Genomic DNA, 20,764 nt, shown 5'->3' on the forward strand with positions numbered 1-20,764 from the left:
GATAGAATCTGTCTCTGTATTCCGAAGCAGAAATGGGGATATTAATGACGGATATCAACGTACCTGTATACAATGTAGGCATATTTATGTTCAATGAAGTGGAAGTGCTGGACTTTGCCGGCCCATTCGAAGTATTCTCAATTTCGGTGCGCAATGACCAGAGCAAGGCTTTTCGCGTATATACCGTATCAGAGGACGGACAGATGATTTCCGCCCGTAATGGCATGCTGGTGCAGCCTGAATGCAGCTTTGCTACCCTTCCGCCAATCGATCTGCTGATTGTGCCCGGCGGATATGGGGCAGAAGAAATCGAGATTCACAAGCCGCAGGTAATGGAGTGGATTCGCAGTCATGCCGAGCAGCAGCGAGTCGTTGCTTCGATCTGCACAGGTGCTCTGTTGCTGGCTGAAGCCGGTCTGTTAAATGGACTCTCTGCGACGACTCACTGGATGGATCTGGAGCGTCTGGAACGTGATTATCCACAGGTTCAGACCCGTTCCGGTATCAAATATGTAGATCAAGGCCAGATTCTGACTTCTGGTGGAATCTCGGCTGGCATTCATTTATCCCTGCATCTTGTCAGACGGTACATGGGGATGGAGACTGCCCAGCGAACAGCCAAGCGGATGGAATATGACTGGAATGAATAAATAGGCAATCTTCCTCCATAATAGTAATAGTCAGCGGGTTGGTGCTGCTGTGGATGTCTTATGCAGATTATTGACCCGCTGTCAGCAGGATGAAATTCAGGAAATGAGTGATTACACGATGTACGAAGGACAGGCTATTTTACCGGCTGCCAAAAATATGAAGCAGTTCGAACAGCTACTGGACAGCTCTTATCAATATGGGGTGTTTCTCGATACCCATATTGCCCAGTTGAAAAGTATCTATAGAATGGCAGGCAGCCACAACAAAAAGATGTTTTTGCATGCAGATCTGGTGCATGGACTCAAAAATGACGAGTACGCAGCAGAATATCTTTGCCAGGAAATCAAGCCGTTTGGCATTATTTCGACCCGCGGCAATGTGATTATGAAAGCCAAACAAAAAGGCGTGCTGGCGATTCAGCGTATCTTCATGCTGGATACGATCGCGCTGGAGAAAAGTTATGCCCTGCTGGAGAAAACGCAGCCGGACTATATAGAAGTGCTGCCTGGTGTCGTTCCTCATATGATTCGCGAGGTCGTCGAACGTGCAGGCATCCCTGTATTCGCTGGTGGTCTTATCCGTACGGTAGAAGATGTGGAGAATGCGCTGGCTGCCGGAGCAACAGCAGTGACTACCTCTAATTCGTATCTATTTAGCCAGTATCAGCGATGATGAAGATCACAGATTTGTATGAAGAACAAATGAAAAAATGATGTTGACACCGCTTACATGTTACGATATGATGAACACAAGTTAATACATGTGACGGAGAACCGGAGAGCCACGCAAAAGCCCTTGATACATCATGAGGGAGATTTGCGATGGCTCTTTTGCGTCTGCTCACGTTTATTACTATAAAACACATACGTAATGTAACCAGACAAAAACATTTTCCCAAATCGAATGGAGGTTATATGATGTCACCGTTTATAGCTGAACTGGTAGGAACGATGATTCTGATTGCTCTGGGTGGCGGTGTCTGTGCAGGCGTATCACTTCGTAAAACGTTTGCCGAAAATTCAGGCTGGATGGTCATCGGAGCAGGATGGGGACTCGCCGTTGCCATGGCCGTATACGCTGTAGGCAGCGTGAGCGGCGCTCACCTGAACCCGGCAGTTACACTGGCACTGGCATTTAATGGCGATTTCCCTTGGAGTCAGGTTCCTTCTTATATTCTGGCCCAGATTATCGGCGCCATGGCAGGTGCACTGCTAGTGTACTTCCAATATCTGCCGCACTGGAAAGCAACACCGGACCCGGGCACCAAGCTGGGCGTGTTCTCGACTTCACCGGCGATCAAGCATCCGGTGGGCAATATGCTGAGTGAAATTATCGGTACATTTATCTTTGTCATGGTATTGTTATCTATGGGTGCCAACGAATTCACACAGGGTCTTCATCCGCTGATCGTTGGTCTGCTGGTTGTGAGTATCGGTCTGTCTCTTGGTGGTACAACCGGATATGCAATCAACCCTGCACGTGACTTTGGTCCGCGTCTGATGCACTTCCTGCTGCCGATCCCCGGTAAAGGTCCTTCGGACTGGAAATATGCCTGGGTACCGGTTGCAGGTCCGCTGCTGGGCGGATCATTGGGCGGATTATTTTACAAAACCGTATTCCTGGGACAGAGCACACCGCTGCTGTGGGTACTGCTGGCAGTAACCGCTGTCTGTCTGTTCTTCGCTCATCTGGCTGGACGCCGGATTCAGCGTTCCACTTCCGGACAGGCAGCTGCCTAAGCTGCCCTTCGGATTCCACTTTTTCATACCCAATACAACAAATTATGATATTGCAAATTCGATAGTGATCATTCTGAGGAGGAACTAATAGATGGAACAGTATATTATGGCATTGGATCAAGGAACCACAAGCTCCCGCGCAATTCTTTTTAACAAAAAAGGCGAAATTCACTATATGGCACAACGCGAATTCCCGCAGTATTTCCCAAAACCAGGTCATGTCGAGCAAAATGCAGACGAGATCTGGAGTTCCATTCTGGCAGTTATCGCTTCCTGTCTGTCCGAATCCCATGTCAAACCGGCTCAAATCGCAGGTATCGGTATTACCAACCAGCGTGAGACGACTGTTATCTGGGATCGCAAAACAGGAGATCCGGTCTACAATGTACTCGTATGGCAGTCCCGTCAGAGTGCATATATCTGTGAAGAACTCAAAGCCAAAGGGCTGGAGCAGACATTCCGCGACAAAACGGGTCTGCTGATCGATCCTTATTTCTCCGGTACCAAAGTAAAATGGATTCTGGATAATGTGGATGGCGTACGTGAACGCGCCGAGCGTGGGGAGCTGATGTTCGGAACGATCGATACATGGCTGATCTGGAAACTGTCCGGCGGCAAAGCGCATGTAACGGACTATTCCAATGCTTCCCGTACACTGATGTACAATATTTATGATCTGAAATGGGATGAGGAGCTGCTGGAAATTCTGGATATCCCGGCATCCTTGCTGCCGGAAGTTCGTCCTTCCTCCGAAGTATATGCTCATACCATCGATTATCATTTCTTCGGTCAAAGCGTTCCGATTGCCGGAGCAGCCGGTGACCAGCAGGCAGCTCTGTTCGGACAAGCTTGTTATGAAAAAGGATCGGTTAAAAATACGTATGGTACAGGCTGCTTCATGCTGATGAATACCGGCGAAGAGCCTATCCGCTCCGAGCATGGACTGATCACGACGATTGCCTGCGGTGTAGGCGACAAGATCAGCTACGCGCTGGAAGGCAGTATTTTCGTAGCCGGTTCTGCGATTCAGTGGTTGCGTGACGGACTGCGCATGTTCCGCGATGCCGCTGAAAGTGAAACCTATGCTTCCCGCGTCGAATCGACAGAAGGCGTCTATATTGTACCTGCTTTTGTCGGACTGGGCAGCCCTTACTGGGATAGCGATGTACGCGGTGCAGCCTTTGGCCTGACACGCGGTACAAGCAAAGAGCACTTTATCCGTGCAACACTGGAGTCCCTGGCATATCAGACCAAGGATGTACTGACAGCGATGGAGAGCGACAGCGGTGTAACTGTAGGTTCCCTCAAAGTCGATGGCGGAGCAGTAAAAAATGAATTCCTGATGCAGTTCCAAAGCGATATCCTCGGCGTACCGGTAGAGCGTCCGGCTGTTAACGAGACGACAGCACTGGGAGCCGCTTACCTGGCAGGTCTGGCTGTTGGTTATTGGGAAAGCCTGGACGAGATCGCGTCCACACACAGCGATCTGATCGATAACTTTGAACCGAAAATGGAAGATAAGTATCGTGAAGAACTGTACGGCGGATGGCAAAAAGCAGTACACGCAGCAATGGCATTCAAATAATACAGTATGCAGTAATATAATAAGTAATACCGTATTTCAATCATGCACGAGGCAGCGTACCCTACGCTGTGCAATATGCAAATAATACAAACCAAAAGCACTCGTTGCCCATCAGCAGCTTTTACAGTCTTGCTGAAGGACAAAGGGTGCTTTTGGTTTGCAAACATAGCTGCTTATTATGGCAACCTGTACACAGCCACATAGTATAACGCTTACATATCAGACAAAAACAGTAGCTAGACGCTGACATTTGTGCTAAGATGTCAATTGCGAATGATAATCTTTATCATTTAAAAAGATCTACCAATCCCATCAAAGGCGGTCTTAACGTATGCATAAACAAAAAAGATTCACCATGATTATAATGGCGGTTCTGCTGATTAGCATTCTGGCAGCCTGTGGCCAATCCGCAACAAACGGCGGCAGTACAACTCCTACAGCAGGTACAGATACTGCTCCGGCAGCACAAGAGAGTGCAACGATTACTTACAAAGCAGCCAATGGCGATGTAGAAGTTTCTCGTCATCCACAGCGTGTGGTTGTACTCGCAGACAGCTACTACGGCTATCTGTATTCACTCGGTATCAAACCGATTGCTACAACAAACAAGCCGTTTGACAGTATCTATCTCAAAGACACAACAGAAGGTGTCACCAATCTGGGCGAAACGCCTGAAGTAGAAAAAGTGCTGGCACTGAATCCCGATCTGATCATCGTTTGGGATGGAGACGCCAATCTGGACAAATTCGCCAAAGTGGCACCAACAGTAGCGATCAAGTATGGTCAGTACACGTACAAGGAACAGCTACAAGAATTTGGTAAAATGACGGGTACCGAAGACAAAGCCAAAGAAGTGGCAGCTGCCTGGGAATCCAAAATCAATGAAGTCAAACCACAAGTACAAGCAGCAGTAAGCGACAAAACGGTCTCTATTATCCAGCCTTATGCCAAAGGTGTATACGTCATGGGCGACAGCTTTGGCCGCGGCGGAGAGATTATCTATCAGGAGTTAGGACTCAAAGGTACAGAAATGACGCAAAAAGAAGCGATCGATAATGGTCCTGGTTATGTGAGCATCTCTTTGGAGAATGTTCCCGACTTTGCAGGTGATTATATCTTCACCGCTCCATGGGGCGGGGATGCCGACAAGGAAGGCACCTCGCTGTATAACAGTAGTCTATGGAAGCAGCTGCCTGCAGTGAAAGCCAATCATGTGTTCAATATTGATCCGATTGCCTATTATTTTAATGATCCAATCTCCATGAATGCACAGCTCGACTTTATCGTGAAAAGCCTGACAGGCAAGTAAATCAACGAGAAAGGTCAATCAGGTTAATGTGGAGGTATGGAGATAACAGTGACTCGCAGTCGTTATACGACCACTACTCTGTCAGCCGTACAGTTAAGAACCGATTTTTTCTGCTGTAAATTGTAATAATCAAAAATAATTATAAAATTTAAACGTTTTCTTTGCCTGAGTACAGTGCGGTATGTTATAATCGGATTACAAGTTAATAAATTCGTCATTAGACTTTGGAGAGACCACGAATACACGCGGCAGCAGCCGTTTATGTGTAATGTTCGTGGTCTCTTTTTTGCGGTTTTAACTGGGATAATATAGCAATTTAATCGGCTGAACAGCCACATACAAATGAACTTATTACAGGGAGGAAATAATAATGAACACGATGTTTGCAGCACAGGAACGAGCAGCCGTATTACAGAAAATGAGTCAGGAACCACTGGATGTACTGGTAATCGGAGGCGGAATTACCGGATCGGGGATTGCACTGGATGCTGTGACCCGCGGTATGAAGATTGGATTGGTCGAGATGCAGGACTTTGCAGCCGGAACATCGAGCCGTTCTACCAAGCTGGTGCATGGTGGACTGCGTTATCTGAAGCAATTCGAAGTGAAAATGGTTGCCGAAGTCGGCAAAGAGCGCGCGATCGTCTATGAGAATGGACCCCATGTGACGACACCGGAGTGGATGCTGCTTCCTTTCCACCAGGGTGGCACATTCGGCAGTTTCAGTACATCGATTGGTTTGCGGGTATATGATTTCCTCGCTGGCGTCAAAAGCAGTGAGCGACGCAAAATGCTGAGTGCCCAGGAGACGCTGAACAAGGAACCTCTGGTGAAGCAGGATGGACTCAAAGGCGGCGGTTATTATGTCGAGTACCGCACCGATGATGCACGCTTGACGATTGAAGTGATCAAGGAAGCCGTTAAGCGCGGAGCAATGGCTGCCAACTATACCAAAGCTGTTGATTTCATTTATGAAGATGGCAAGCTCAAAGGCGTTAAAGTCAAAGACACCATCAGTGGCAAAGAATACAAAATCTTCGCACGCAAAGTGATTAATGCAGCAGGACCATGGGTCGATACCCTGCGTAAAATCGATAACTCCAAGAAAGGCAAAACCCTGCAAATGACCAAAGGGATTCATCTGGTCATCGACCATGAACGCTTCCCGCTGGAGCAGGCGGTTTACTTTGATACACCGGATGGACGGATGGTATTCGCGATTCCAAGAGATGGCAAAACCTATGTGGGTACGACCGATACGGTCTACAAAGCCGATCCGATCCACCCGCGTATGACCACAGCCGATCGTGATTATGTAATCAAAGCGATCAACTACATGTTCCCGACTGTCAAAGTGACTGCTGAAGATGTGGAGTCCAGCTGGGCAGGAGTACGTCCGCTAATTCATGAAGACGGCAAATCCCCATCCGAGATTTCCCGTAAAGATGAGATCTGGCAGTCCGACAGTGGCCTGATCACAATCGCTGGCGGCAAGCTGACCGGTTACCGCAAAATGGCTGAGATGGTCGTTGACCTGGCAGCCGAACTGCTGCAAAAAGAAACTGGTCAAACCTTCAAGGCTTCCCAAACCAAGCACATGGCAATCTCCGGTGGGGATGTAGGCGGCTCGGCCGGTCTGCCAGCCTTTATCCGTCAGCATGCCGATGCCGGGGTCAATGTAGGTTTGACTCGCGAGCAGGCAGAGAAGCTGGCTGGTTTCTATGGCTCCAATGTGACCCAGCTGTTCGCTCGTGTGAACCAGCAGGATGCTATTGCCGAAGAACTCGGTCTGCCAGCCGATGTGCGTGTACGTCTCGTATACGCGATGGAAGAAGAAATGACAGCCAAACCGGTTGATTTCTTTATCCGCCGTACGGGTGCTTTGTTCTTCAATATCGCCTGGGTACAAGAGTGGAAGCAGCCGGTTATCGAGTATATGGCAAGACGCCTGAACTGGAATGCCGATCAGAAGCGCCGCTATACCGATGAGCTGGAAGCTCAGCTGCATGATGCGGTAGTGCCTTCCGATGCGGAAGCTAGCAGTGAGTTTGCGGTATAAAATAGGTGGCCCAGTATTTTGATAAACTGAATCACCGCTTACAATGATTGATATCAATATCAATATCAATATCAATATCAATATCAATAGACGGCTCTCCTCTTTGGGGAGCCGTTTTGCTATATCCGGAATCAAAAGAAATAATCAAAAAAGACATCCCCGACCAAAGTCCAGGTGCAAAATCATCCAGAGGCTGAGGTTAACTCGTATAATCCCATGGTATGCTGGATATACTCAGGTATACCATAAGGATAAAGGGGAGAAATAATATGATCAAAAGGGCGATTCTTGCGCCGGTGTTGCTGCTGCTGGGCGTGTATCTGTTTTTGAATCCGGGAGGTTCTGGCGGAGCGGGCGAGATTTTTGCGACATTCTGGCCGACGCTGTTCGTTATACCGCTTGGCCTGCTGTTTCAGTGGATGTATTTTTCACTGGTTGGGCCCAAAGGAGTCGGACTGTTGGTGCCGGGAGGTATACTGCTGACAGCCGGAGCGGTGAGCCAGCTGGCACAGATGTTTGGTATCTGGAGTTATATGTGGCCGGGCTTTATTCTAGCGGTAGCTGTAGGGCTGTTCCAACTATACTGGTTCGGTTCGCGTAACAAATGGCTGCTGATTCCAATCAATATTCTGACTGTACTGTCGCTGCTCTTTTTCGCCGTATTCTCGATTGATTCATTGTTGTCACGACTTATATTTGTTCAGCCTCTGGTCGCTATTGCACTCGTACTGGGCGGAGCCTGGATGCTGCTTGAACGCAAAAAAGAATGGTAATGCATCCGACAGCAGCTCCGCCATGTTACACTCGCAGATCGTAGAATGGCGGAGCTGCTGTCAGCACAATGTACATATCAGCATCTCGATCAGACATTTCCTATAATGTACAAGCCATACTGAAAAGCTGCCCAATCGGCAGCTTTTTTGACGTTTACCCATTCGGCAGCATATTCACGAAAACAGAGTCGGTAATTTTGGGTAATGGTATTCAGTGAATGCAAAAGCATACATATAATCAATATACATATACGTGGAAGGTACATGTACCCGCTATCGTCAATGGAAAAGGAGGCATCACCCCGCCTATGGAAACACTCAATGTCATTATCGTGATTTTACTTATTCTGCTCACATCCTTTTTTGTCGCATCAGAATATTCAATTATTCGGGTGCGGATCTCGCGGATTAATCAGCTGGCAGAAGAAGGAAACAAAAATGCCAAAGCCGTACAGTATATTATTTCCAAGCTGGACGAATTCCTGTCTGCCTGTCAGCTGGGCACTACGCTCACATCACTGGCACTCGGCTGGCTCGGGGAGTCGACGATCGAGGAACTGCTGCATCCGCTGTTCGTCTGGCTGCAGATCCCTGCATCTCTCACGTCGGTACTGTCTTTCCTGATCGCGTTCCTGCTGATGACGTATTTTGAAGTCGTTATTGGGGAGCTCGTGCCCAAATCATTTGCGATTCAGGTGGCTGAACCGATGGCACTGTTCTTTGCCCGTCCGATGATTATTTTCTACAAAATCACCTTTCCGTTTAACTGGGTGCTCAGCCGTTCGGCTCGCCTGATCACTGGACTGTTCGGAGTAAAGCCGCTGTCTGAACAGGAGGTAGCACAGAGCGAAGCAGAGCTGCGATTTGCCCTCTCGGAAGGATACAAAAGCGGCAGCATTACGCCAACCGAATATCGTTATCTGAACAATGTATTTGATTTTGATGAACTGGTCGGCAGTGAAATTATGGTACCGCGTACAGAGATTATCTATATTGCACAGGATGCTTCTCTGACCCAATTTTACGATATTATCCGCGAAGAGCCGTACAGCCTGATTCCGGTAGCGCTTGGCGGAGACAAAGACCGGATTATTGGTCTGCTCAATGTGAAGGAAGTACTGCGTGATGCAGTGAACCGGCCACATGCGCCAACCGATCCGATAGCTCCTTTTATTCGTCCTGTGCTGCAGCTGATCGAGACGGTCCCGGCACGTGAACTGCTCGGACAGATGCAAAAGGAAAATATTCATATGGCTGTTCTGCTGGATGAGTATGGCGGTACAGCAGGTATGGTTACACTGGAAGATATCCTGGAAGAAATCGTTGGCGATATTCCTTCCAAATCGGATATTGAGCCGCTGTCCACGCCAGCGATCAGCAAGCTGGGCGACAAGCATTACAAACTGCAGCCACAAGCTTTGATTCATGAAGTCAACCGCCGCCTCGGTACAGATATTGAAGCAGGCGAAGCCTATACCATCGGTGGCTGGATTCTGTCACGCAAATTCAATATTCGCGAAGGTCAATCGGTCGTGGAAGAACATTATGAATTTACAGTCACACGGATGGATCAGCACCATATCCGCGAGATTGAAGTACAGCCCTATGAACCCGAGGAAACAGAGGAAGAGAATGACTAAACATTAGAGACGTCCTCGATAAATACAAGCAGCTTCTATCGTACAAATCACTATCTTGGAAGCAGACGTAGTATAAACAGCTGTGTGACAGGAAGCAAGCCCAATAAACAGCCGTGAAATCAATACAAAAAGAAACTGGTGACCTAAGCATAGGCATAAGGGAAAAGTATAAAATTAGCTTGCCTCTTCACTGGAATCACCGGGAAATGATATAATATAATGAATGCCAGCCTTTACGGATCAATAATCATACATGACCGAATGCGGCTGATATTCCAACTCTGGATAACGGGGGAATACAAGATGGCCAAGAAAAATAAAGCTTCGGCAAGACCGGCAGCAGCACAGGATAAACCGGCTACACTCAAGGATCTGTTGAGTGCAGATGTACTCGATAAGCTCAAAGCCCAGGCCAACGAGATGCGCGAAGAAGAACAGCAGCGCCAGGAGCAGGAGCGTCAAAAGGCGGAAGACGCCCGCAAAGCCGAGCAGAAGCGCAAAGATAATGATTTTGAGTATCTGCTGGAGAACAGCAAGCAGGATTGGAAAAAATACAAATAAGCTGGTTATAGCGCTGCATAACAAGCCATTCGAGGCATCGAGAAACCGTATTCGATGTCACCGAATGGCTTTTTTAATGATCTTAATGATAATGATTATCAAAAAAAAGGTTGATCAATGATAGATAAGTAGCTACAATGATACTTTGTAATCTATTGATAATGAATATCATTATCGAATGTAAAAAATTCCATATTACATAACAGGTCAGGCATCAGGAGGGAGGATTACCTTAAAAAGGAGCATACAGACACGTATATCGCCTTTTTACAGGACTATATCTGCATATGAAATTAAGAACACTTCTTATACTATTTGCTCTTCTGGCGATCAGCTCTTTGTTCGTAGGGGTTAAGGATCTTCGTCCATGGGAAATGTTCAGCTGGACAGCCGAGCAGCAGCAGGTATTCTGGATCAGCCGGATCCCGAGACTGATCAGTATTATTATCGCCGGTGCCTGTATGAGTATAGCCGGACTGATCATGCAGCAGCTCAGCCGCAACAAATTTGTCTCTCCGACGACAGCAGGAACGATTGAATGGACACGACTCGGGATCCTGGTCTCGATGATGCTATTCGCAGCGGCAGCACCACTGGTCAAGATGAGTATTGCTTTTGTATTTGCTCTGGGTGGTACTTTCTTGTTTATGCAAGTAATGAATCGGATCAAGTTCAAAGATACGGTGTTTATCCCGCTTGTAGGGCTAATGCTCGGTAATGTGGTCAGCTCGATAGCGACTTATTTTGCCTATCGGTACGATCTGGTACAGAATATTTCTTCCTGGCTGCAGGGTAATTTCTCGTTGGTATTGCAGGGACGATACGAGCTGCTGTATATCAGCGTGCCTCTCGTCATTATCGCGTACATCTATGCCAATCGGTTTACGCTGGCAGGTATGGGAGAGGATTTTGCCACCAATCTGGGACTGAATTATAAAAGGGTAGTCACACTCGGGCTGATCATCGTCTCACTGATCTCGGCATCGGTTGTATTGACGGTCGGCTCGATACCTTATCTTGGATTGATCATCCCGAATATCGTCAGTATTTATCGCGGCGATCATCTCAAGAAAAGTCTTATGCATACCGCATTGCTTGGGGCGAGCTTTGTACTGCTGTGCGATGTGCTGGGACGAATTATTATTTACCCTTATGAGATTCCGATCGGGGTGATGGTGGGTGTCATTGGCAGCGGCATTTTCCTCTATCTGTTGTTAAGGAGAGATGCATATGCGGCTTCAAGCTAAAATCTGGTGGATGACCGGAGCCTCGCTTGTATTAATTGCCCTGTTTTTGCTGGTCAAGCTGAATCCGGTCAATCTGGATTATGTACTTCCCCGGCGGGGAGCCAAGATTACGGCGATTGTACTGACCGGTACAACGATTGCATTTGCCTCGGTTATTTTTCAGACGATTACGAATAACCGGATTCTAACGCCGAGTGTCATGGGACTGGATTCGCTGTATGTGTTTATCCAGTCGGTGATTGCTTTTGTGTTTGGAACATCGAGTCTGTTTATGCAAAATGCGAATGTGAACTTCCTGCTCTGTGTGATCGGGATGATCGCCTTTTCCGGAGTGCTGTACCGGCTGATGTTCCGGCGGGAGAATCAGAATATCTATTTTCTGCTGCTGATCGGTATGATCCTGGGCAGTTTCTTCTCCAGTCTCTCGACCTTTATGCAGGTGCTGATTGATCCGAATGAATTCCTGATTTTGCAGAACAAGCTGTTTGCCAGCTTCAACAAGGTCAATACGGATCTGCTCTGGCTCGCCCTGATTGGTACGGTAGCGGTCTTCGTATATGTGTATCCGTATATCAAGTACTTTAATGTACTGGCACTGGGCAAGGATCATGCGGTCAATCTGGGCATTGATTATGACCGTGTCGTCAAACGATTACTGCTGGCAGTAGCGGTACTGGTGTCGATCTCGACAGCATTGGTTGGACCGATTCTGTTCCTTGGACTGCTCGTGGTCAATCTGGCACGGGAGTTCCTGCCGACCTATCGGCACAGTTATCTGATTGCAGGCACTGTACTCATTGCCATTATCACGCTGGTAGGTGGGCAGTTCATTGTGGAGCGGATATTTGCTTTCTCGACACCGCTCAGTGTGATCGTGAATTTCTTTGGCGGCAGTTACTTCCTGTATTTGCTGCTTCGGGGCAATATCGCGAGATAGACGGCTGCAGGACAGAAGATCACATCACGAATCTGCGCAGAACAGGAAAACCTGATCGACGTGGTCATGAAAGGAAGAGAAATCATGCTGGAAGTCAAAAACCTGTCCAAAACCTATAACGGCAAAAAAGTGGTCGACGATGTCTCCCTGACCATTCACAAAGGGCAGATCACTTCATTTATCGGTCCGAACGGTGCAGGCAAAAGTACCCTGCTCTCCATGATCAGCCGCCTGATTACGAGAGATCAGGGTGAGGTATGGCTGGAAGGCCGTGAAATTAGCAGCTGTGACAGCAGAGAGCTGGCGCGTACGCTGGCAATTCTCAAACAGGCCAACCATATCGAACTGCGACTGACGATTCGCGAACTGGTTGCTTTTGGCCGGTTTCCCTATTCACAGGGCCGGCTGAAAAAGGAAGATGAGCATCATGTTAATAAAGCGATTGCCTATATGGGACTCACCGAGATGCAGCACAAGTATCTCGACGAACTGAGCGGCGGGCAGAAGCAGCGTGCCTATATTGCGATGGTGCTCGCCCAGGATACGGAGTATATTCTGCTCGATGAGCCGCTTAATAATCTGGATATGAAACATTCGGTCCAGATTATGCAGACGCTGCGCCGGATGGTACAGGAACTGGGCAAGACGATTGTGCTGGTCATTCACGATATTAACTTTGCCTCCTGTTACTCGGATCGGATCGTTGCACTCAAGAATGGCCAGATTGTACAGCAAGGCAGTGTGGAGGAGATTATCGATACCGATGTACTGCGCGGTATCTATGATCTGGAGATTGGTATCCAGGAGATTGAAGGACAACGTATTTGTACATTTTACGCCTGATATTTGTATGGGAAACACTAGGAAAACTGCTGCGATATAGCAGGTAACGATGCACAATTCGCAACTGTCTACACGAGTAATAGAAGAACCCGCTATCTGCAGGCCGCTATACGGCTCAGAAGAAACTGCAAATGGCGTGCCCAATTTGAATAAAGTATCTATGCAAGAACCAATATACGTATTAAAGGGGAGTTTATAATGAAAAAATGGACACTGAGTCTGACACTTATTCTGGCAATTCTGGTACTGGCCGCTTGTGGCAAAGAAGCCGGATCGACGACCGGGGCAGCCGCAGGAAGCGATACTGCACAGGCAGCTACTGTCAAAGTCGCTCAAAAAACAGGAGATGTCGAAGTACCGAAAAACCCGCAGCGTGTTGTTGTATTTGATATGGGTATCCTGGATACTATGGACCAGCTGGGGATCAAGCCTGTTGCTTTACCACAAGATGGTCTTCCTCCATATCTGAAAAAATATGCAGATAGCGAGTATATTAATGCAGGCGGACTGAAAGAGCCCGATTTTGAGAAAGTCAGTGAAGCGGCACCGGATCTGATCATTATTTCCGGTCGTCAGGCCGATTCCTATGAAGAGTTCAGCAAGATTGCACCGACAATCAACTTGAGCGTTGATACCAACAATTACATGAAGTCCTTTACCCAAAACATGAATACAATAGGTGAAATCTTCGGCAAGCAGGATGAGATCAACAAAGCGCTGACTGCTATTAATGATGAAGTCACAGCTACACAGGAAAAAGTGAAAAAAGCAAATCATAATGCGCTGATTGTACTCGCCAACGAAGGAAGCCTGAGTGCGTATGGAGCCGGTTCACGCTTTGGACTCATTCACGATGTACTGGGCTTCAAAGCGGTTGATCCCAATATCGAAGTATCTACACACGGACAAAGTGTATCTCCGGAGTATGTAGCAGAGAAGAATCCGGACTACCTGTTTGTGGTAGACCGTGGCAGTGCGATTGGTGAAGAGTCTTCTGCCAAAGCAACAGTAGAGAATGCACTGGTCAAAAACACGAATGCTTACAAAAACGGACACATTGTCTATTTGAACCCATACTACTGGTACCTGTCCGGTGGCGGTCTGCAATCCGTATCCGAAATGATCAAAGAAGTAGGCGATTCAGTACAAGGTTAAGAATGTACGTTTTGTAGAGTTCATATAAATGGAACTCCGTGAAAACAGGAAAATAAGCAAAAATATGCCAACAGTCCTGTAAAGCTGGTTATACGGATCTATTTCCAATTCATATTCTAGTCTAAAGGAAGCTACGAGTCATATCGTAGCTTTCTTTTTGTTATATAAAGTGACATGAAAAGGTGATTAGAATGTTGGATATCCGCTAAAATTCGATTTTTACAGCTGAAAATTAATTTTATTGATCAGACCAATTAACTATTTTAATAACTACATTACATAAAAAGAGAACTATACTCTAGAAATTAATCATTATTTCATTATAATGATTATAACAACAGGTGCTGCTCACAAAACTTTCAAGGAAAGAAGGTGGATGATGGTGTCTGAAAATACACAGGTCATTACAGGTCAACAAACCACAGCCGTCCGCAAAAAATGGCTGCGTTCCACCGATATCGCCGGCTGGTGCTTTGTCCTGCCGCTGCTCGTCGGAGTACTGGGTTTCTCCCTGTATCCCATGGTCTCTGCACTGCTGACAAGCTTCCGCGGTAATGGCGCTGCCTCTGCGCAGTGGGTAGGATTGACCAACTATTCCAGGGTGCTGCAGGACGATCTGTTCTGGGGTGCTCTCTACAACACAATCTATATTGGCGGGCTGTCGGCCATCCTTGGTATTGTGTTCTCCTTTATTCTGGCGAGCCTGGTGCATCATCTGCCCTGGCAGCGTACACGCAATTTGTTCAAGGCGATTTTCTTTCTTCCCAATGTAGTTTCTGCCGTAGCGACAAGTCTTCTGTTCAGTCTGTTGTTTCATCCGGGCAAAGAAGGTCTGATCAACTATGCGCTGAACTGGTTCGGTATCGATCCGGTTGGCTGGTTTACTGATCCTTCGATTGCACGTCTGAGTGTGGTCTTCATGATTCTGTGGAGTGCACTGGGATACAACACGATCATATTCCTGGCTGCGCTGCAAAGTGTACCGCGTGAACAGTACGAAGCTGCGGATATCGATGGAGCGAGTGCACTGGGCAAGTGGCGTTATATTACGATTCCGTCGCTGCGTCCGATCTTCCTGTTCATGATCGTAATGGGTGTGATTAACGGAATGAAGCAGTTCACCAACGTATGGCTGATCGGCGGCAGTGCCGGTAATCCATCCGGTGCGTTGATGACTTCGGTGCTTTACATTTACCGCAATGCCTTTTTATCTTCCCAGCTGGGAATTGCAACGGCAGCGTCGTATCTGCTGTTTGTATTCATTCTGCTGCTGACACTGGTTATCCTCAAGGTAAACGCCAGAAACCAATTGAACTAGGAGGCTGACGACATGGATAAAACTGCACCATCCCTCCCCAAAGCTCCGATAAAGCTGGGACATCAAACCAGTCGCAAGTTCACCAGCTTTGCGATCATGTTCATTCTCTGCGCCGCCTCTGTGACGATGGTATTACCGTTTATCTGGATGGTTATGACCAGCTTTGACTGGGGAGCACGGCTCAATATTCCATTTCCGCCAAGCTTCTGGCCGGAAGATCCGTCACTGCGGACATACCGTGCAGCACTGACCAATGTCGATCTGATCCGCTATATTCTCAATTCATTTGTTGTCGCGATCGGTGTGATTGTAATCAGTCTGTTCTCTGCACTGCTGTCGGGTTATGCACTGTCCAAGATCCGTTTCAAAGGAGCGGGCATGGTGCTGGTATTGGCACTCAGTACGATGATGATTCCTTTTGAAATGACGATGATTCCGCAGTACATGCTGTTTAACCAGATCCATCTCCTGGATACATATTGGGTTTTCTTTTTGCCGGCACTGAATTATGCGTTTGGGACTTTCTTGTGCAAGCAGTTTATTGACGGACTGCCGGGTGAACTGCGCGAAGCGGCATTGATCGACGGAGCGAGTGAATATGGCATCTTCCCTCGGATTTATCTGCCGCTCTGTATGCCGATTTTTGCCACGATGGTCATTCTGCAGTTCCTGGGTGTCTGGAATGAATTGATTTGGCCGCTGCTGGCGCTAAATAATCCGGACAAATACACGATTCAGCTCGGTCTGGCCATGTTCAATTACAATAACGGTTCCCGTCAGATGCCATCGATTATTATGGCTGCAACCTGTATCAGTCTGATTCCGGTACTGGTGCTGTATATGTTCCTGCAAAAATATATTGTAGAGAGTATCGCAACAACAGGTCTGAAGCAGTAACCAAATCCGACAAAGGTGGTAATCCGATGAGACGAAATTGGCAAACGGTATGTATTGTGCTGCTGGTGATGATCCTGACAGCGTGTAGTTCCTCGGCAGAAGGTGAAGCGGGTTCGCAGACGTATAGTACGGAAAATGTAAAAAAAGTGTCCGATGTATCTGGCACGGTACGTCTTTCCCTGGCGGGCTGGCAGCTGGAGAATGGTATCGATCCGGTGACCGGACAGGAGACGACCGGATTTAACCAGTATATTGACGATACATTCAAGAAGATGTATCCGAATATCAAACTGGAGATCACCCAGGTGCCGTGGGAGAATGCCCAGGCCAAGCAGCGTGCTCAGCTGATGTCCGGTGATGTGGACGTTATTTATACCGGCGGAGCTTTTGCTGCCCAGTATTATAATGAAGGATTGCTGCGCGATCTGGATGATCTGATCGAGAAGGACAAGACTTTTGATCCAGGTATCTATCTGGAAGGAATCTGGAACAGCTCTTACAGCACACGTTCGCCGGATGGAGAGCATCAGTACGGAATCCCGGCTATTCTCGGCAAACGCGTCACCATCTATGACAAGCAGATCTTCGCCGATTGGGGCGTAGAGCCACTGTCCGAAGTCCCAACCCCAGAAGAAATTCTGGAAAAAGCCAAAAAAATGACTGGTACCGATCCGAAAACCGGCGAGCAGACGTACGGTCTGTGGTTCTCCGGTAACTCGATTAACCAGTCCACCTTTGTCGCACTGAGCTACTATTTTGGTGAAAAAGGTGGCGAAGGCACACTCGACAAACCCGGCGATATCAAATGGTCGCTGAATACACCGGGTATGGTCAAAGCGCTGGAATGGATGGGCGAAGCAGCCAAACTGGCACCACCGGCATTTGTAAATGGTAGTGGCGAAGAAAACTTTGGTCTTGAAAAGAACAATGTCGCCATGGTACTGGATAACAGCGGGACTACAATCATGAGTGAATTCCGTGCCAATGGAGACAAGGAACTGCTGGATCGTTATGTACCGGTCATGAATATTGGTAAAGACGGTACCGGATGGGTAGCGGTAGACCCATTTATTATGGCCAAAAAAGCCCAGAACCCGGAAGCTTCGTGGGAAGTGATGAAGTTCCTGGCGAGCTATGACACCCAGAAGTGGGCGTATCTGAATTTTGACTATACGCCGACACTGAAAAAAGCAGACTTTATCGAAGAAAATAACGGCTACGTCAAAAATGCCATGAAGATGGCGGACATTACCAAGCCAACACTCATGGACGAAGCCAATCCATTCTACAACAGCGAAATTGTACCCGCGGTCAACGGTTATCTGAGCGAGTCGGCCAACGGCAAGTCACCGGATGCCAAAGCACTGCTGGAACGGCTGCAGTCGCGGGCAGAAGACTGGTCGGCTAATCAGAAGTAATAAAATAACATAGATATTCTATAAGCGAAAATTAAAAATTTTAAAGAATACCTTAGCGGAATTTAACATTCGCTTTTAAAAGGTATTCTTTTTTTTGTATGATTTGTTCTCGAATGAGGGTAAAGTTGAAATCCAAAATGTGGTTTGTTAATATAACAAACAAATAATAATCATTATTTAAAAAATACAGTGACTAACAATACTTATACCACAACAGATCAATTAAAAAGTAAAGATGTTGAGGCTATACTATCTGCTCCTAAAAAAATCTAACTTTTCTTAAAGGTGATTTTGAACATACGGATCATTTAGAATATACGTATACACAAAATGAAAATAAATATAAGCTTATTGAAGATACGTATGGAGACTCGCTTGGCACAGACAGTGTCCTATATAAAGAAGAAACACCAAATAATTATAAGGCGATTGGAAAATATAGACTTAGAATTGTAAATGGAAATGCGAATTATACTATTTCCACTATAGATTCAAATACAAATATGCTTAATACCTTACAATCCACAACTGAAGAAAAAAGCAGTCAAAGTGATACAATTACAGGTACTATTGAATTAAGCAAATTAGAAAAGATAGAAAATGAACCTTCTGCGATATCGACAGAAACTAATACATTATCTGTAAATAATCCTTCTGGATTACCTATTTCAGATTGGCAGCACCAAGGTAATTTTTTCTATACTACTACCGTTCCTATTCACACCGTTAATGCAGTAAATATTTTAGTGGGGTATATTGTCAATAAAACAGATGGTTTGGGAAAAAAAGCTACTGCAAGAATTACATCAACTTTAGCTATTGTTACTTATATTGTAAATAATTTTATTCCTAAAATTTGGTATACGGATAAGGTTTATTACAAAACAGTAGTGCCTAATGATCCTAATAAATTTAAAATGAAAGTGGCTGAGAAACGAATTCATACATTTTATGAAGATGCAGGACGTACAAAGAATATGCAAGGAAGTCCTGTAACCTCGGAAACTTGGCTGGAAGGGTATAGTGGTAATTGATGAGTTGGTTATATCTTTTTGTGAGTGTATTAATAACTATACTGATATGTACAATCTTCAGTTTGATTATGTATAATGGAGATTGGGAAAAAATCAATTGGGTTTCCATGTTGTTTTGGGTTGTTATATTGCAATTTATCCCTCTTACAATAAGTAAATTTAATAAAAAAAACCATAAATAGATATTTTTAAAAGGAACGATAAAAATAAATTTTATCGTTCCTTTTAATTTATTCAAGTCTAAAATTGTGTATATAATAGAAACATTAAAATCACTTTAGTTCTAGACTTCTATTTTCAAGATAAAATCAACAAAAATAAAATGTTTTGATGCGAAAGGAAACACACTTATGAATGGACAGACACGCGCCAATATCAAAGCAGGCCTGGAAGTGGATATTGTGCTCAAGCAGGATCAACGTACAGGCAAGCTGACCCGCGGGGTAGTCAAGGATATCCTGACCAACTCTCCAAACCATCCGCACGGAATCAAGGTCAGACTGACGTCCGGCCAGGTAGGACGGGTAAAGAATATTATTGCTCCTTCCTGAACATCGCAGATCGATTCAGCTGGAAATAGGCTTTGCCTTATTTTCCATAAGAAGTTGAATAGAGCTCACCACAGAATAGAGACTAGGAAGCAGTATCATACACTAAATAAAATACAAGAGAGGAGCACACATAATGAAACAGAACAAACTGGGAGGTACCGATCTGGTAGTCGGTGAAATTGGAATGGGCTGTATGTCGCTCAGCACCGAAGAGAGTAAAGCCATCGCACTGCTGCACGAAGCGCTCGATCTGGGCGTCACGCTGCTTGATACAGCAGACCTGTATGATGAGGGACGCAACGAAGAAATTGTCGGCAAAGCAATCAAAGGTCGCCGGAGCGATGTTGTACTCGCTACCAAAGTCGGCAATCGCCGTATTCCGGGCCAGGACGGCTGGGTATGGGACGCATCCAAGGAATATATCCTGGAGGCGGTCAAGGACAGTCTGCGCCGCTTACAAACCGATTATATCGATCTGTATCAGCTGCATGGCGGTACGATGGACGATAATATCGATGAGGCTATTGAAGCTTTTGAACAGTTGAAAAACGAAGGACTGATTCGCCAGTATGGCATTTCTTCGATTCGTCCCAATGTTATTCGTGAATACGTGAAGCGTTCGCATCTGGTCAGCGTGATGAGCCAGTACAGCATCCTGGATCGTCGTCCGGAAGAGGAGGTTCTGCCATTGCTGGCAGAGAACGGTGTCAGCGCTATTGTTCGTGGTCCGGTAGCCAGCGGAGCTCTTGCAGACGGACGCGAAGACAAGGCGCAAAAGGGCTATCTCGGTATCGATGGAGCCGAGATTATGGATCTGCGTCGTCAGCTCGAAGCGTTATGCGGATCGGAGCGCAGCATGAGTCAGCTGGCAATTCGTTATGCGCTGTCTCATCCGGCCGTTGGTGCTGTGATTCCGGGAGCGAGTTCCTCGGAGCAGTTGCGTCATAATGTAGAAGCCGCTTCGTCACCAGCATTGACCGAGGACGAAGTACGACTGATCCGCTCGATCCGTCCGGCCAATCAGTATACCCAGCATCGTTAAGCAGG

General features: G+C 46.6%; 19 protein-coding genes. All 19 read left to right on the forward strand.

Going from position 1 to position 20,764, the window contains the following annotated elements:
* Nucleotides 1-44 precede the first annotated feature (44 nt).
* The 19 genes from H065_RS0116740 (at nt 45) to H065_RS0116835 (ending at nt 20,759) form a co-directional block, all read left to right on the forward strand.
* Nucleotides 45-650 (forward strand): DJ-1/PfpI family protein, encoded by a 606-nt coding sequence (locus tag H065_RS0116740; RefSeq protein WP_017814230.1) that lies wholly within the window; start codon nt 45-47, stop codon nt 648-650.
* A 118-nt stretch (nt 651-768) separates the two neighbouring features.
* On the forward strand, nt 769-1,323 hold the full coding sequence (locus H065_RS0116745; RefSeq protein WP_036630213.1) for a glycerol-3-phosphate responsive antiterminator: 555 nt from the start codon (nt 769-771) through the stop codon (nt 1,321-1,323).
* A 245-nt stretch (nt 1,324-1,568) separates the two neighbouring features.
* Nucleotides 1,569-2,390 carry an MIP/aquaporin family protein gene (locus H065_RS0116750; protein ID WP_017814232.1) on the forward strand — a complete coding sequence of 274 codons (822 nt, stop codon included), beginning with the start codon at nt 1,569-1,571 and terminating at the stop codon, nt 2,388-2,390.
* 91 nt (nt 2,391-2,481) lie between these two features.
* Nucleotides 2,482-3,975, forward strand: coding sequence for a glycerol kinase GlpK (gene glpK, locus H065_RS0116755; RefSeq protein WP_017814233.1), 1,494 nt, complete (start codon nt 2,482-2,484; stop codon nt 3,973-3,975).
* A gap of 331 nt (nt 3,976-4,306) precedes the next feature.
* On the forward strand, nt 4,307-5,284 hold the full coding sequence (locus H065_RS0116760) for an iron-hydroxamate ABC transporter substrate-binding protein (protein WP_017814234.1): 978 nt from the start codon (nt 4,307-4,309) through the stop codon (nt 5,282-5,284).
* A 379-nt stretch (nt 5,285-5,663) separates the two neighbouring features.
* Nucleotides 5,664-7,343, forward strand: a complete 1,680-nt coding sequence (locus H065_RS0116765; RefSeq protein ID WP_338010880.1) for a glycerol-3-phosphate dehydrogenase/oxidase — start codon at nt 5,664-5,666, stop codon at nt 7,341-7,343.
* A gap of 269 nt (nt 7,344-7,612) precedes the next feature.
* Nucleotides 7,613-8,116 (forward strand): hypothetical protein, encoded by a 504-nt coding sequence (locus H065_RS0116775; protein WP_017814237.1) that lies wholly within the window; start codon nt 7,613-7,615, stop codon nt 8,114-8,116.
* Between the two features lie 308 nt (nt 8,117-8,424).
* On the forward strand, nt 8,425-9,756 hold the full coding sequence (locus H065_RS0116780) for a hemolysin family protein (RefSeq protein ID WP_017814238.1): 1,332 nt from the start codon (nt 8,425-8,427) through the stop codon (nt 9,754-9,756).
* Nucleotides 9,757-10,059: 303 nt separating this feature from the next.
* Nucleotides 10,060-10,317, forward strand: coding sequence for a YqkE family protein (locus H065_RS0116785; protein WP_017814239.1), 258 nt, complete (start codon nt 10,060-10,062; stop codon nt 10,315-10,317).
* A gap of 287 nt (nt 10,318-10,604) precedes the next feature.
* Nucleotides 10,605-11,564 (forward strand): ABC transporter permease, encoded by a 960-nt coding sequence (locus H065_RS0116790; protein ID WP_026136298.1) that lies wholly within the window; start codon nt 10,605-10,607, stop codon nt 11,562-11,564.
* Nucleotides 11,548-12,501, forward strand: coding sequence for an iron chelate uptake ABC transporter family permease subunit (locus H065_RS0116795; RefSeq protein ID WP_017814241.1), 954 nt, complete (start codon nt 11,548-11,550; stop codon nt 12,499-12,501). Before H065_RS0116790 ends, H065_RS0116795 begins: the two co-directional genes overlap by 17 nt.
* Before the next feature lie 84 nt (nt 12,502-12,585).
* A complete protein-coding gene (locus tag H065_RS0116800) occupies nt 12,586-13,344 on the forward strand; it encodes an iron ABC transporter ATP-binding protein (protein WP_017814242.1) in 759 nt (252 codons plus the stop codon).
* Between the two features lie 198 nt (nt 13,345-13,542).
* Nucleotides 13,543-14,499: a siderophore ABC transporter substrate-binding protein gene (locus H065_RS0116805; protein WP_017814243.1), complete on the forward strand. Its 957-nt coding sequence runs from the start codon at nt 13,543-13,545 to the stop codon at nt 14,497-14,499.
* Nucleotides 14,500-14,875: 376 nt separating this feature from the next.
* The gene (locus H065_RS0116810) at nt 14,876-15,817 is read left to right on the forward strand and encodes a carbohydrate ABC transporter permease (RefSeq protein ID WP_017814244.1); all 942 of its coding nucleotides are present in this window, start codon (nt 14,876-14,878) and stop codon (nt 15,815-15,817) included.
* A 12-nt stretch (nt 15,818-15,829) separates the two neighbouring features.
* The gene (locus tag H065_RS0116815) at nt 15,830-16,714 is read left to right on the forward strand and encodes a carbohydrate ABC transporter permease (RefSeq protein WP_017814245.1); all 885 of its coding nucleotides are present in this window, start codon (nt 15,830-15,832) and stop codon (nt 16,712-16,714) included.
* Nucleotides 16,715-16,740: 26 nt separating this feature from the next.
* A complete protein-coding gene (locus H065_RS0116820; RefSeq protein WP_017814246.1) occupies nt 16,741-18,132 on the forward strand; it encodes an ABC transporter substrate-binding protein in 1,392 nt (463 codons plus the stop codon).
* Nucleotides 18,133-18,635: 503 nt separating this feature from the next.
* The gene (locus tag H065_RS0116825; RefSeq protein WP_017814247.1) at nt 18,636-19,166 is read left to right on the forward strand and encodes a hypothetical protein; all 531 of its coding nucleotides are present in this window, start codon (nt 18,636-18,638) and stop codon (nt 19,164-19,166) included.
* A 350-nt stretch (nt 19,167-19,516) separates the two neighbouring features.
* Entirely contained in the window at nt 19,517-19,717 is a 201-nt protein-coding gene (locus H065_RS0116830) for a YwbE family protein (protein WP_017814248.1), read from the forward strand.
* Between the two features lie 133 nt (nt 19,718-19,850).
* A complete protein-coding gene (locus tag H065_RS0116835) occupies nt 19,851-20,759 on the forward strand; it encodes an aldo/keto reductase (protein WP_017814249.1) in 909 nt (302 codons plus the stop codon).
* Nucleotides 20,760-20,764: the final 5 nt, after the last annotated feature.

This window comes from Paenibacillus shenyangensis (genome assembly GCF_000346635.1).
Classification (GTDB): domain Bacteria; phylum Bacillota; class Bacilli; order Paenibacillales; family Paenibacillaceae; genus Saccharibacillus; species Saccharibacillus dauci.

What these genes read in the sequence shown, in the direction of transcription:
- H065_RS0116825 (WP_017814247.1), top strand. Translation starts at nt 18,636, where the DNA reads ATGCTTAATACCTTACAATCCACAACTGAAGAAAAAAGCAGTCAAAGT.
- H065_RS0116785 (WP_017814239.1), top strand. Translation starts at nt 10,060, where the DNA reads ATGGCCAAGAAAAATAAAGCTTCGGCAAGACCGGCAGCAGCACAGGAT.
- H065_RS0116765 (WP_338010880.1), top strand. Translation starts at nt 5,664, where the DNA reads ATGTTTGCAGCACAGGAACGAGCAGCCGTATTACAGAAAATGAGTCAG.
- H065_RS0116775 (WP_017814237.1), top strand. Translation starts at nt 7,613, where the DNA reads ATGATCAAAAGGGCGATTCTTGCGCCGGTGTTGCTGCTGCTGGGCGTG.
- H065_RS0116815 (WP_017814245.1), top strand. Translation starts at nt 15,830, where the DNA reads ATGGATAAAACTGCACCATCCCTCCCCAAAGCTCCGATAAAGCTGGGA.
- H065_RS0116795 (WP_017814241.1), top strand. Translation starts at nt 11,548, where the DNA reads ATGCGGCTTCAAGCTAAAATCTGGTGGATGACCGGAGCCTCGCTTGTA.
- H065_RS0116750 (WP_017814232.1), top strand. Translation starts at nt 1,569, where the DNA reads ATGTCACCGTTTATAGCTGAACTGGTAGGAACGATGATTCTGATTGCT.
- H065_RS0116790 (WP_026136298.1), top strand. Translation starts at nt 10,605, where the DNA reads ATGAAATTAAGAACACTTCTTATACTATTTGCTCTTCTGGCGATCAGC.
- H065_RS0116740 (WP_017814230.1), top strand. Translation starts at nt 45, where the DNA reads ATGACGGATATCAACGTACCTGTATACAATGTAGGCATATTTATGTTC.
- H065_RS0116780 (WP_017814238.1), top strand. Translation starts at nt 8,425, where the DNA reads ATGGAAACACTCAATGTCATTATCGTGATTTTACTTATTCTGCTCACA.
- H065_RS0116810 (WP_017814244.1), top strand. Translation starts at nt 14,876, where the DNA reads ATGATGGTGTCTGAAAATACACAGGTCATTACAGGTCAACAAACCACA.
- H065_RS0116760 (WP_017814234.1), top strand. Translation starts at nt 4,307, where the DNA reads ATGCATAAACAAAAAAGATTCACCATGATTATAATGGCGGTTCTGCTG.
- H065_RS0116830 (WP_017814248.1), top strand. Translation starts at nt 19,517, where the DNA reads ATGAATGGACAGACACGCGCCAATATCAAAGCAGGCCTGGAAGTGGAT.
- glpK (WP_017814233.1), top strand. Translation starts at nt 2,482, where the DNA reads ATGGAACAGTATATTATGGCATTGGATCAAGGAACCACAAGCTCCCGC.
- H065_RS0116820 (WP_017814246.1), top strand. Translation starts at nt 16,741, where the DNA reads ATGAGACGAAATTGGCAAACGGTATGTATTGTGCTGCTGGTGATGATC.
- H065_RS0116800 (WP_017814242.1), top strand. Translation starts at nt 12,586, where the DNA reads ATGCTGGAAGTCAAAAACCTGTCCAAAACCTATAACGGCAAAAAAGTG.
- H065_RS0116745 (WP_036630213.1), top strand. Translation starts at nt 769, where the DNA reads ATGTACGAAGGACAGGCTATTTTACCGGCTGCCAAAAATATGAAGCAG.
- H065_RS0116835 (WP_017814249.1), top strand. Translation starts at nt 19,851, where the DNA reads ATGAAACAGAACAAACTGGGAGGTACCGATCTGGTAGTCGGTGAAATT.
- H065_RS0116805 (WP_017814243.1), top strand. Translation starts at nt 13,543, where the DNA reads ATGAAAAAATGGACACTGAGTCTGACACTTATTCTGGCAATTCTGGTA.